Annotated in this window: 5 protein-coding genes; 4 read left to right on the top strand and 1 reads right to left on the bottom strand. The window is 41.4% G+C overall.

The window, feature by feature from the left end; translation table 11 throughout:
- Window positions 1-39: 39 nt before the first annotated feature.
- Entirely contained in the window at window positions 40-3,612 is a 3,573-nt protein-coding gene (locus FRX45_RS01320; RefSeq protein ID WP_226804832.1) for an FG-GAP-like repeat-containing protein, read from the bottom strand.
- Between the two features lie 572 nt (window positions 3,613-4,184).
- Between FRX45_RS01320 and FRX45_RS01315 the strand changes: the two genes are divergently transcribed.
- From FRX45_RS01315 to FRX45_RS01300, 4 genes are all read left to right on the top strand, one after another.
- Window positions 4,185-7,343 carry a SusC/RagA family TonB-linked outer membrane protein gene (locus FRX45_RS01315; RefSeq protein WP_152266583.1) on the top strand — a complete coding sequence of 1,053 codons (3,159 nt, stop codon included), beginning with the start codon at window positions 4,185-4,187 and terminating at the stop codon, window positions 7,341-7,343.
- 10 nt (window positions 7,344-7,353) lie between these two features.
- Entirely contained in the window at window positions 7,354-9,192 is a 1,839-nt protein-coding gene (locus tag FRX45_RS01310; protein WP_152266582.1) for a RagB/SusD family nutrient uptake outer membrane protein, read from the top strand.
- Window positions 9,193-9,358: 166 nt separating this feature from the next.
- On the top strand, window positions 9,359-12,547 hold the full coding sequence (locus FRX45_RS01305) for a GH92 family glycosyl hydrolase (protein ID WP_152266581.1): 3,189 nt from the start codon (window positions 9,359-9,361) through the stop codon (window positions 12,545-12,547).
- Window positions 12,548-12,550: 3 nt separating this feature from the next.
- Window positions 12,551-13,840, top strand: coding sequence for a GH36-type glycosyl hydrolase domain-containing protein (locus FRX45_RS01300; RefSeq protein ID WP_152266580.1), 1,290 nt, complete (start codon window positions 12,551-12,553; stop codon window positions 13,838-13,840).
- Window positions 13,841-13,899: the final 59 nt, after the last annotated feature.

The raw sequence follows: 13,899 nt of genomic DNA, 5'->3' as shown, positions 1-13,899 counted from the left end.
TGCAACATTTTGATTAAAAGTGGGGAAATTCTTATTGGATTAAAAATCCAGCTTCCTTGTTCTGCCTTTGCTATCCGAAATAATTACGGAGGCAATATGCTTATCAATACTCAAAAATCTTGCTGATTGCGACAGAAAGGAAAAACCATAATAACATTCCTGCCTTTGCTTTTTCCCATTTCTGTAAACTATTTCAATACTTACCTCATGCGGTTGCAAAGGAATATTAATAATATCTTTTTTAAGCGTGTACACTTTCAGCGGGGCACGGTTTTGTGCCGCAGCCAGCAGGTATTTGCCATTTGCACTTCTCAATTTTATTAATGCCTTGCCATTACCCGGAATAAAAATGCCGCTTTCAAGAATGGATTGAGGGATGAAGTTTCCTTTGCCGTCTCCTTTCAGTATCAAACCATTCAGTGCATCGTAACGTCCTGTTGTTACTTCCGATCCATAGTCATTGGTATTCATAGCTACATCAAGGTTGCCATCTCCGTCAAAATCATCTGTTATCATACCGTTCAAAGCAGACATTTGAGCCACAAAAGGCAGGGGTACTAAAGTGAATTTACCATCACCATCATTTCTGCAATAGCTCGAACTGAAGTTATTGGCCCTTAATATTAATGCATCTTTTAACTGGTCTTTAGTAAGCAACTGGTCCATCGTAGCCCCGGCATACGATTTGAAATTCTGGAACTTCGCCTTTATGGCTGTCATCTGCTTTATAGCATCATCTCTTAAGTGCGCCGGAAATTCTTTTTTTGCAAGAGAGTCCTGGCTGGCGGGAAGATATAACGACATGAAGGCATCGTAGCTATTGTTTTTATCAAAGTCTTTGGCATACACAGATACCGGGTATTGGGCGCTTGCCTTATAAAAAGAATTCTGACCCAGGTTGCCGGCTATATAATCAATATCTCCATCATTGTCAAAATCGCCTGCCGCAATGCTGTTCCACCATCCAACTTCATTGGACAAACCTGTTTTTGCAGTTACATATTTAAAATTACCCTTATCATTTTTAAAAAAGGTAAGCGGCATCCATTCTCCGGCCAGCACCAGGTCCGGCCAGCCATCATTATCAAAATCTGTAAACAGGGCATCGCACACCAGCCCGATGTTTTTTAATTCACCCGCAATATCGCCGGTTACATCAGAAAATTGTATACGCCCGTTTTTTGAATCGTTCCTGTAAATAGAACTGGATACTGCTTTGGGATAATTCCAGGGTTCTATCCTGCCGGCAATAAAAAGATCAAGGTCTCCATCCTTATCATAATCTGCAACTCTTACACACGATTTGCTTACAAAATTTTTTGGCAGCGCCAGGGAATCGGTTGTAAAATTGCCTTTTCCGTCATTGATGAAAAACTGGTCCCGGTAAGCCGCCGTATTAGGTTTGCTTTCATATCCACCCCGCGCCAGGTAAAGATCCAAGTCACCATCTCCGTCTGCATCAAACAGGATGGTTCCCATATCCTGGTAATGCACATCCCTTAATTCGGTTGGCTGTGTTATCGCTTTTTGTAAAAATGAACCGTTATGCTGTTGCAATAACAGCGTTGTTGCAAATAAAGAATTCCCTCCGGCAATTATATCATCCAACCCATCGCCATTCACATCTCCGGCAGCCAGGGATGGCCCATATTCAGAAAATTTGTGGGGCAATAATTTTTGAATATTAAAATCAATATAATCCATTTGCGAATGTTTATATTGAATGCCCAGTGATGCTGTAACATCTTTAAATAGCGTGTGTTCTGCTATAGCAGGGATTCGCCAGTCATAACGGTCTTTGGCATTCTTTTTATTCAATTTTAATGTTTGGTCAGCGGCTACATTTTTTATCAGCTCTTTGCTTCCGTCGGGCCATTTAATGATCAGGGAGTCTATCAGGGCTACTGTGTCAAGTCCAAAATGAGGATTTAACTGGATAGAAGAGAGGTAGCCCCGGTAAGGCGTTTGCTCATACGCCTGCTGGTTATTACCATAATAAATTTCGATCCACGCACCTATTCCATTTACGTTTAAACTATCACCTGCTAATTGCACGGATAAATAATGCTTCTTATTTTCCTTTGAATCCATCAATGTATTCTCGTAAACAAAAGCCTCATCGTTGATATTATTGATAACCATATCCAGGTCGCCGTCATTATCCAGGTCCGCATATACCGCGCCGTTTGAAAAGGAAACTTTGTTTAAGCCCCAATCGCCCGACACATCGCTAAAGCTGCAATTGCCTTTATTCTGAAAAGCGTAATTGTGAATTTTTACTTCCGGGATCTGCGCCAGGATGCTGGATTTGGAAGCAATAGGTGTAGGTTCCTGCCGGTAAACGATAAAGTCGTGATCCGTTATATCTTTTGGAAAACCATTGGTAACTACCAAATCCCGAAGTCCGTCATTGTTAAAATCGACAACTAACGGAGCCCAGCTCCAGTCTGTTTCCGAAATGCCTGAAAAGAAACCGACATCACTAAAAACCGGGTCGCCAATTGAATCATTTGATTGTACACTTGGTCCCAGGTTAACCTGTAGTGTATTTCTTACATACTGGTATTGGTATTTAAAGAAGTCGTTCAGTTGAAATATTTGATAACTCCCTGAATTGAGCATCATTTTTTTACGGTAATTGTCTTCCGGGCTCATGTCTAATTCTATTATATCAGACAGCCCATCGTTATTGATGTCTATAATATCCTGTCCCATTCCGTTTGCAGAAGTATGTTTAAGATAAGATGCAGCTTTATCTGTAAAAGTTCCGTCATGATTATTTACATACAACAGATCGTTTGAAATAAAATCATTGGTCACAAAAATATCTTTCCAGCCATCTTTATTGATATCTGCAATCGTTACCCCATGTGCATATCCTTCTAAAGTAAGTCCTGCCTGTTTGGTAACATTGGTAAATACGGGATGGCCTGCCAGGGTATCCATAGTATTCCTGTAAAGCCTTCCTGTACTGGGAAAAGATCCGTCTGTAATTTTGGGTTTAAAAACGGAGGGGTTTATGTTTGGGAGGATCTCGTTCACCGCCAGGTACATATCCAGGTCGCCATCGTTATCGTAATCAAAAAAACTTGCCATGGTTGAATGCGTAGTATCATCTAATCCATAAGCGGCAGCCTGTTCCTTAAAAAAAGGCAATCCTTTTTTATCCAGACCCTTGTTAATGTAAAGCAGGTTTTTTCTCCTTTCTGGGTTTTTATCCATGGATGCGCAAACATACATATCCATCCAACCGTCATTATTGATATCCACAACAGCTATTCCCCTGCACCATTTACCATTGCCATCTACCCCCGCACTATTTGTAATGTCCTCAAATTTTAGCTTTCCCCTGTTCAAATACAATTTATTGGGTACCCTGCTTCCCGTAAAGTAAATATCCTGTAAGCCATCATTGTTAAAATCACCCGCACCAATGCCTCCACCGTTATACAAGTTGGTTATGTCAATAGGATTAATAGAATCATTCTCTGTTATCTTATTATTAAAGCGAATGGCAGAATGTTCAGGGGAGATCAGTTGAAACAGTTCAGTATTTTGCCTGCAGGAAGAAAAGAAAAGAAAAAACAGCGTGCAGTAAAAAATGGATTTCATACATTGAATCATTTGGCAATTGAAGTTGTGGAATTAATTTGAGCTGGTTTGATTTGGGGTATAAATATTTTTTTATGGCTGATGGAGCCGAAAAATCATATATGGGGTATAAAATGTTAGAAGTCAATGTCTTACTAAATGGCTCATAAAACTGTTTTAGGAAGAAAACCAATACCATCTCACACCGGATTTTAAAAATAAACAAAAAAAAATGTGAATTGTATTTTTTTCTATTATATTTGAATTAAGTACAAATGTATATACATATTGATTTTTGAGTTTGGCGCTTTGTTGATATGCTACTTACATCGCTACCTGCACTGGCTATAGAATGAATACCCGTAGAATTTTGCTGACTGAACGAAAACCCTCTTTTAAAAGGAAGCCTCTGTAAACAGCCATTTATTATAGTATCAATTGAAACAAAATCAGCAGGTACCAGCATATGGGAAAAAAAATAAACAGCCCTTAGTAAGCCAGGTGAATCTTTAAAATGACTGGTTAGTTGCGAACCCCTGTAACCCCAAAAAACAGATCCAGGTTTAACTTTTATTAAAAATTAATTGCTTGTTATGAAATCAAAACTGCTGCCACGCATTTGGTCCGGAACCAGGTGTGCTCTTTGCGGGTTTATTCTTTCGTTCTTTTCATGTCCGGTATTATTGGCAAATGATAGCAACCCGCCAATAATCAATACCAGAGAAGTCCTCCTTCCTGCCGGGCATAGCGCTTACAATTTTCAGGATATTGTTATTTCGGGAAAAATAACAGACGAGAATGGCGATCCTATAGCCGGGGCCAATGTGCTGGAAAAAGGCACCAGCAATGGCATCATTTCAGATGCGAATGGAAATTACAGGTTAAGCATCAGGAACAGAAGCAGTATACTGGTTGTTTCTTTTGTAGGATATACGGCCAAAGAGATAAAGGTAGGTGCACAAACAAACATAAATGTGGAGCTGGCATCCGTTTCACAAAGTTTGGATGATGTTGTTGTAGTGGGGTATGGTACGCAAAGAAAATCTGAACTCACCAATGCCGTTGTACAAACAACAGGTGCTGAAATAAAAAAATCAACCAATCTTTCTGTTTCCAATTCTTTAGCCGGTAGGCTGCCCGGTTTATTTGTATCCCAGCAAAGCTCCGCTCCGGGTTTTGATGATGCGCAGATTCTTGTACGCGGTGCTAAAACGTATAGAAATACTTCCGCCCTGATAGTAATAGATGGGGTGGCCAATGCCGACCCGGATGGTTTGAACCGTTTAGATCCTAACGACATCGAATCTATCTCTGTTTTGAAAGATGCATCAGCGGCTATCTATGGCGCACAATCTGCCGGCGGTGTTATATTAGTTACTACAAAACGTGGGAAGTCGGGAAAAGCTGCCTTTGATTTTAGTACCTCATTTGGATGGCAATCACCTGCGGCGAAAGTAAAATCAGGAGATGTGTTTGAATATATAGATGTATTAAACAAAAGAAGAGAACTGGAAGGCACTACGCCGGATTTTCCACAGGAAGTGATTGACGCATTTAAAAATGGCACAAGAAGGGCGGAAAACTGGTATGATGCACTGGTTGACGCACCTGCTCCGCAAAACAGGCAATCCATAACCATGCGTGGAGGTACCGATAAAATAAGATATTTTGTATCTCTCGGTACGGCATACCAGGGGGGTATTATGAGGGGAGATGGTAAAACGCAAGTTAAACAATACAATGTAAGAAGCAATATAGATGTTTCCGTGACGGATAATTTTGAAGTTGGCTTTGATCTGTCGGGCCGCGAAAAAAATACGGAACTTCCGCAAAGCGGCCCAGGTGGAGATGTGGGTGCTTTTGCATCCACCAGTCCTTTGCAGGAAGCGTATATCGGAGGGGATTATCGTTATCCCGGCGAGGGATGGTCGCACCTGAATCCCGTAGCAAGATTACTCAGCCCTGGCTACAGAAAGTATAAAGCAGATATTTTGAGTGGTACGATTCGTTTTAAATGGAATATCCCATATGTGAACGGACTGACATTGGATGGATTTTCGAATATAGTTAAAACCTTTAATTACGATAAGGTGTTTAATTATACCTGGCCATATTATGAAAGAGTTCCTAATACTGATTCAATTGTACAGAAGGAGTCAAGGACAGTTGAGGATATAGGCTTAAGAGAAGATTTTTATCAAAGCCAGAGAATTACCAATAATATCAAGCTTTCTTATAATGCAACGATTAGCAGTGACCATAAGATTGGAATTTTTGTTGCTTATGAACAAATGGATTACAAAACCAATAACTTCTGGGCACAACGCCTGGGTTATGATTCTCCATTGCTTGATCAACTATTCGCCGGCAGCACTAACCGCAACAACTGGAATACTGACGGAAGAGCCGCAGAAAATGCGCGGCGAAATTATTTTGGGCGCGCCAGCTACGAATTCAGAAGTAAATATCTGCTTGGGTTCAGTGCCCGTTATGATGGCTCACCTATTTTCCCCAAAGATACCCGGTATGGCTTTTTTCCACAGGCTTCTGCTGCATGGGTAGTCAGCAAAGAATCCTTTATGCCGCAAAACCTGTTCAGTAACTTTAAAATAAGGGCTTCATGGGGGCAACTGGGCAACGACAGGGTAAATCCTTTCCAATATATTGGAGCATTTGGCTATTCAGCAGGATGGGTTGTTAATGGAGCAGATGCCCGCGGCATTGCAGCTACATCAACGCCCAACCCTAATATTACCTGGGAAGTAAGCGAAACAACTGATCTGGGTTTGGAATTAGGTTTTTTGCAAAACAGGTTAACATTTGAACTGGACTTATATAAAACCAAAACGACCAATATCCTCGGAAGGAGACAAGCATCCATTCCCGGGTATACCGGACTGATATTACCGGATGAGAATATTGGAAGAATGGATAATAAAGGATTTGAAGTTCAGGCAGGATACAGACAGAATGTAGGACAGGTAAATATAATGTTAAATGCAAACCTTGCCTATACCGAAAATAAAATTATATATTTTGACGAAACACCGCAATCGGAACCGTACCAGAAACTGGAAGGTCAACCGCTCGGTTCCGCCCTGGTATATAAGGCAACCGGTATTTACAGAACGGAGGCAGATTTAGATAAATACCCCAGCTATCCTGGTGCTACAGTTGGAGCGTTGATCTTTGCCGACCTCAATAATGATGGTGAAATAACCAGCAATGACCGGTATATGTTTAATACAACCGTAAATGCCGGTGCCGTTCTTCCAAAAATGCAGTTTGGATTTAACATTGGATTAGATTATAAAGATTTTGACTTCTCTCTGTTATTCGCAGGGCAGAGTGGGGCTAAGTGGCGCCTGAGCAATGGATTTAATTCGGGCGCCAACGGTAATGGACTGAGGTATGTAGCGCTGAATAGTTTTTCATTAGACGATACAAATGCTGAGCTTCCGATGATTTCTCCAACCGGGTTCGCGGGTTCCAACAGCGATTTTTATTATCACAGTTCAAGCTGGCTGCGTTTAAAAACAGCTCAATTGGGATATACACTTCCCGGAAACCTGATGACAAGATTCAAAATTTCCGCGTTGAGGCTATATGTTTCAGGTGATAACCTGTTTATGGTATTTAATAACCTTAAAAAATATGGCGCAGGAGATCCGGAAACAGCACCGCAAACCGGTAACGGTGGCGTATATCCTATAATGAGAACAGTAAGTGCTGGTCTTAATATTACTTTTTAATAATAGTCGTATGAAATATTTATCAATGGATAAAACAATGAAGAAAATCGCGGTCTTGTCGCTCATTTGCGTTACCACGATTATTTCCTGTAATCGCGACCTGCTGGATAAAAAGCCTTTGGATGCCATATCTGAAGATGCTGTTTTTGGCGATGCCACTTTTTTGCAGAATTACGTATACAATATTTACAATGGTATTAAACCGCCATGGAGTCCCGGCTCAGGTGGTTTTGAAGCCTTAACCGATGTAGCAGTTTCACAACCGGAGACACACGACAGGGCTGCGGGTATCCGCGAATATATAGATGGTATTATCACCCCTGATAATATTACCGATCTTACCAACATCTGGAACGAAGAATACAGCTATATCAGGAAGGCAAATATTTTTTTTGAAAAGGTAGAGACCTCTGATATTGATCAGTCCAAACTTGATCCTATGAAAGGTGAAGTGCATTTTTTGAGAGCATGGATGTACTTTGAGTTAATGCGTACCTATGGCGGCGTTCCACTCATTACAAAAAGTTTTAAGCTCGATGAAGAAAGCTTTGATACACCCCGGAACACCTACGATGAATGTGTTGCATTCGTATTGAGCGAATGCGATGCAGCCATAACGTTGCTGGATGGCGTACCTGTAAATGAAGGAAAGATCAGCAAGAACGCGGCACTCGCTCTAAAAGCAAGAGTATTATTGTATGCAGCGAGTCCTTTAAATAATCCCACCAATGACAAATCAAAATGGCAGGCAGCAGAAGTTGCAACCAAAGCGGTAATAGATGCCGGCTATGCTTTGCATTCGTCAACCGCAGACTTGTTTATAAAGCCATTAAAAAATGACGAGACCATTTTTGGGAAATCGTTTACTCCCGCCACCAGGATACCGGACTGGGGTTATAACTACGATTACTGGCCTTCCGGTTTTGATGCAAGACAACGTTTGATGCCAACGCAAAGGTTTGTCAATATGTTTCAAATGGAAAATGGCGAATATCCCTACCAGGCAGATGGTATAACGGTAAACGCGGCTTCGGGTTATGATCCGCAAAAACCCAATGACAACAGGGACCCCCGGTATTATACTTCTATTCTCTATCCCGGTGCGGGTCCGGTATTTATCCAGGATGGATCAAAAACCACGCACAGGGTTTACGAATATTGGGAGGATGCCAATCCTAATCCCGACAACGCCCCTCCTTATGCCAACCCTAATAAGGTGGATGCCGAAAACGGGCAAACCCTTTTTGATTTTGGCAGGGATTCCAAAACCTATTGGGTAAAAGGGCTAACGCCATTTCACTGGAGAGTGCAAACCGGTTATACATTCAGAAGGCTGCTTGATTTCGATGGTCCTCGTGCAAGCTTTGATTTTAACTATAACCAGGTAACTGTATTTATGCGGTTAACGGAGTTTTATTTAAACTATGCAGAAATTCAGATTGCATTGGAAAACGAACCGTTGGCCCGCGAGTACATCAATAAGATAAGGCAAAGGCCATCTACCAATATGCCGGATATCACCAGTACGGGCGCAGATCTTGTGAGAGATTACAGGAATGAAAGGGCAATAGAATTACAGTTGGAAGATCAGCGTTTCTTTGATCTTATGCGCTGGAAAGCAGCCCCGGGTAACATTGATATTCCTATCAGGGGACTTACCAGTGTTAAGATGGACTGGACCGGCGCTCAGGCAGGCGATCTTTTAGGTAAATTGACCTATACATATGGTGTAATACCTGAAGCGGAAGTAAGAAAGCCGTGGAAAGGAGACCATTACTACCGCTTCCCTATTCCCAATGATGAGATTAAAAAAAGCAATAACGCTTTAGAACAAAATCCGGGCTACTAAAGCTTATCTGTACTGAACGAATTTTTCCGGGTTAATGAAGTTGAAGCCAATGGCGGGGAAACCTGCCATTGGACTTTTATATAAGTGTGGTCTTGAGTTGATATCAAACCCTATGCACCGCCGATACTTTTCTTGAAATAAAAATAAGTAAGCTCAAAAGATCAGTATGATAAAATTATTTTTTTTATGCCTGTTAACGATTTCAATAACGGGATATGCAACAGCAACGGAAAAACAGGATACATTATGGCGTATAGGTGTTGCCGATAATTCGGCAAATGAATTTTCTTTAGCTCCTGATGGGTTCAAAAAATTTATTGAGCATGATTTTGGTTTTGAAGATAAATTTTTCCTGGTTGGGTATTCCCGTGAAAAAAAAGACTTTCCTTATGTGCTTCCCGGCCCGGCGGATACCTGGGGCGGCACCTGGCCAACTTCCGGTTGGCGTACCAACGAGGTTAATATTTTATTTGGCGTAGAAGATGTACCCGGGAAGGGAACCTATACACTTATTATTGAGCTCGCAGATTATGCAAAGAAATTTCTTCCGCTCATCAAAATATCCATCAATAATCAATCTGTAAAACAACAACTAACTGCAACGGGATATGATCCGAGCACACAAAAGTCTCCCTCATTAAACGAGCCTTATATAGATACACTTTCTATAACCGGTAATGGTAAGCATGCAACACATAAAACAATTGAAATTCCGGTTGAAAGCGGGGTAATAAAAAAAGGAGGCAACTGTATTACTATAGAAGTATTGCAGGGATCCTGGATAATGTTTGATGACATCCGTTTGGAAGGCGACCTGTTAAAGATTGAAAAACCCGGTAAATGTTTTGTGCGAAATGTAAAAGCGGCAAACTATGAATTATTACAGGAAGGTAAAAAAGTGCAGCCGCTTTTGGTTAATATCGAACACCTGCAGGGTCTGCCTGGTTTAAACGTTGAACTGGATGGACAAACAATATTTAAAGAGCAGTTGGAAAAAGGCAATTATGAATTTGAAGCGCCAATGCCCGCGGTTGAAACAGCACAGCAAAGTAAATACAGGATACTGGCAGATGGAAAGTTAGTGGAAGAAGGTGTAGTGGAACGTTCTGCCCAAAAATTGCAAACACCGGCCGATTATGTGGATACCCGTATAGGAACCGGGCACTCGCGATGGATGATTGCACCGGGACCGTGGATGCCCTTTAGTATGGTTAAATTAAGTCCCGACAATCAGAATGCAGGATGGCAGGCAGGTTATCAGCCATCGTATGAAAGCATCGGCACTTTCAGCCACATACATGAATGGACGATGGGAGGCTTAGGTATTTTTGCATCCAATGGCACATTAAAAACAACCATTGGCGATGAACTGCTGCCTGGTTCGGGCTATAGATCGGCTATTGATAAAAGCACTGAAGAAGCGCCTGTTGGATATTACAAAGTACAGCTTAAAGATTATGACATCAAAGCGGAACTTACCGCTACTACACGTTGCGGATTTATGCGGTTTACTTTTCCCGCCAACAGGGATAGTTCACGTATTCTTGTGGATTTACACATTCCGTCTGAATATGATTATCAGTTAAAGGAGATCAGTGTTCGCAAGATCAGTGATTACAGGATCGAAGGTTTTGCGCACCAGTTTTCACCCAATGTTTGGAGTACAGATGCCGATCAGGACTACACTGTTCATTTTGTTTTAGAATTTGATAAACCTTTTCAATCCATCGGTGGGTGGACGAATGACAGTGTTAGTTATGGAGATCATTTCCTTGCGAAAGATATAAAAAATGCAGGCTTTTTCCTTCAGTTTGATGCAAAGGCAAACCCGGTTGTACAAATACGATCGGGCATTTCATTGGTGAGTATTAACAACGCCGGATTAAATTTAAAAACAGAAATAACAATGCCTTTCGGATGGGATTTTGAAGCGGTGAGACAGCACCAGTCCCATGAATGGAACGATATTTTTAACCGGGTTAACATTACAACAACGAACAGGCAGGAAAAAGTACGCTTTTATAATTCAATGTACCGGTCAATTTGCAGCCGCAATACCTGGAGCGATATCAATGGACAATGGAAAGGAACAGATGGTAAAATACAGCAATTAAAAAGTCCGGATGATGTGGCTTTGGGCTGTGATGCATTTTGGAATACATTCTGGAACCTGAATCAAATGTGGAATTTAATAACACCCGAGTGGAGCAATCGCTGGGTAAATTCTCAACTCGCCATGTATGATGCCTATGGGCGATTAGCAAAAGGCCCGGCAGGCATGAATTATATTCCCGTAATGGTGGGGGAACATGAAATACCGATGATGGTTGGCGCTTACCAGATGGGTATACGAAACTTTAATGCTTCAAAACTATTAGAGGCGGCAGTTAATATGCAAACAATACCTGCGAAGAAAATATATACCGGTTTTGCAGGCAACCGCGATTTAACGGAATACATGAAACATAAATATGTTCCTTCCGATAAAGGCCGTTTTTCTAATACAATGGAATATTCTTATGACGATTGGACAGTAGGGCAGTTGGCTAAATCATTAGGACAAAAGGAGCTGTATGCAAAGTTTAATGACCGTGGTTATTGGTGGAAAAACACCATAGACGAAGATGGTTACTGTCACATGAAATTGAGCGATGGAAAATGGGCGCCCGATTTTAATCCTTTTCGTAGCGGAGCCAATGAGGAATATGTTGAGGGCAATGCGTGGCAGCTAACTTTTTTTGTGCCCCAGGATGTGCCTGCATTAGTGAATCTTATAGGGAAGCAGAAATTTATTGACAGGTTAGAATGGGGATTTGAAGCAAGCGAACCGTGGCGCTACAATGGAATGAATGACCAGTACTGGGATTACCCGGTGGTGCAGGGAAATCAGCAGTCTACGCATTTTGCATTCCTGTTCAATTGGGCGGGAAAGCCCTGGTCAACACAAAAATGGAGCCGTTCTATTTTGGAACGGTATTATGGATACGGTATTGGAAATGCTTATCTGGGTGATGAAGACCAGGGGCAGATGAGCGCCTGGTTTGTAATGGCCGCGTTGGGATTGTTCCAAACTGATGGGGGATGCAATGCGAACCCGGTATATGAAATCGGCAGTCCGCTTTTTGAAAAGATAGAAATTGACTTAGATAACAGATTTGGCCGGGGTAAAAAATTTGTAATAGAAGCCAAAGGAGCATCCCGCAGGAATATGTACGTTCAAAGCGCGGTGCTGAACGGAAAGGCATTGAAATCGTTTAAATTCCCTGCTTCTGAATTGTTAAAAGGTGGATCTTTAATACTGCAAATGGGAGCAACGCCTAATAAGAAATGGGGAATTGATAATAAACAGAAATAAAAAATGAAAAGAAACTATTTACTGTTGATGTTGCTAATGATCAGCGTAGCAACTTCAGCGCAGGAAAACAAGCATATAGATAAGGCATTGGCTGAAAAAATAAAAAGCAATGAATATTTTAATTTTGTAAAAGCCAAAGCCCTGGAAGTAATGAAAACCGGGTTTAATGCCGGTGATGGTTACCGTGAGGTTTGGATCAGGGATTACAATACGTTTATTGAACTGGCTGCACAGGTGTATGAGAAAGAAGTACTGAAAGAAAACCTGCTGGTTTTTTTAAGAATGCAGGGAGAAGATGGAAATATTATTGATGGGTTTACCCCGGTTAAAAAAGTGGGCGAAGTTGAATATGACTTTATCTATTCACCGCTGGAACCACGATACGCCGGTCATAAAAATACGGTAGAAACCGACCAGGAGAGTTCACTGATTCAGGCGGTTTACAAATATGTGCAACTAACGGGCGACCGGACTATCTTAGATGAAAAGATAGGCAGCAAAACGGTTGCGGAACGGCTTGAATACAGCATGAATTTTTTGATGAACAACAAATTCAACCAGCAATACGGTCTTATTACCGGGGCAACTACAGCCGACTGGGGTGATGTGCAGCCGGAACATGGGTGGGGCGTTGACCTGGATGAAAACACACATCCTGCTATTGACATTTATGATAATGCCATGTTTATAATAGCATTGAATAATTTAATGGAAATGGTTCCTGCAACCAGGCAAAAATGGCAGACCATAAAAAACAATATTGCTCAAAACAGCAGGAAATACCTTTGGGATAAAAACAGGCAGAAATTTATTCCCCATATTTATTTAAAAGGTTCTCCTTTTCCTGCAACGTTTGATGAAGATGAAATCTATTATTTTGGAGGTACTGCTATTGCGATAGAAGCCGGATTGTTAAGTAAGAAAGAAGTAAAGATTTCATTAGACGAGATGATCAAAAGGGTGAAACAGGCCGGGGCGCCATCTATTGGGCTTACGTTGTATCCGCCATACCCCGAAGGTTATTTCGCAAATAAAATTATGAATCCTGTTTACAGTTATCAGAATGGTGGCGACTGGACCTGGTTTGGTGGCCGGATGATACAGCAGTTGATCAGATACGGATTTGTAAAAAAAGCGTATGAGCAGGTATTGCCAATGGTTAAGCGGGTAAAAGACAACAATGGTTTTTATGAATGGTATTCTGTTGATAACAAACCACGGGGGTCGGGAACTTTCAGAGGAGAAGCAGGTGTTTTGTACACTGCTATTGTGATGTTTGAAAAGGCGAAGTAACGTGCATTTGGCCTCATTAGCGATCTATGAGCTTTATGTGTGGAGATATAAACCTCCGG

The sequence above is a fragment of the Agriterribacter humi genome (assembly GCF_009192765.1).
Taxonomy (GTDB): Bacteria; Bacteroidota; Bacteroidia; order Chitinophagales; family Chitinophagaceae; genus Agriterribacter; species Agriterribacter humi.
Note: the sequence above shows the minus strand (reverse complement) of the source record. Positions and strands in the feature narration are given on the sequence as shown.

What these genes read in the sequence shown, in the direction of transcription:
- FRX45_RS01320 (WP_226804832.1), bottom strand. Translation starts at nt 3,612, where the DNA reads ATGAAATCCATTTTTTACTGCACGCTGTTTTTTCTTTTCTTTTCTTCC.
- FRX45_RS01300 (WP_152266580.1), top strand. Translation starts at nt 12,551, where the DNA reads ATGAAAAGAAACTATTTACTGTTGATGTTGCTAATGATCAGCGTAGCA.
- FRX45_RS01310 (WP_152266582.1), top strand. Translation starts at nt 7,354, where the DNA reads ATGAAATATTTATCAATGGATAAAACAATGAAGAAAATCGCGGTCTTG.
- FRX45_RS01305 (WP_152266581.1), top strand. Translation starts at nt 9,359, where the DNA reads ATGATAAAATTATTTTTTTTATGCCTGTTAACGATTTCAATAACGGGA.
- FRX45_RS01315 (WP_152266583.1), top strand. Translation starts at nt 4,185, where the DNA reads ATGAAATCAAAACTGCTGCCACGCATTTGGTCCGGAACCAGGTGTGCT.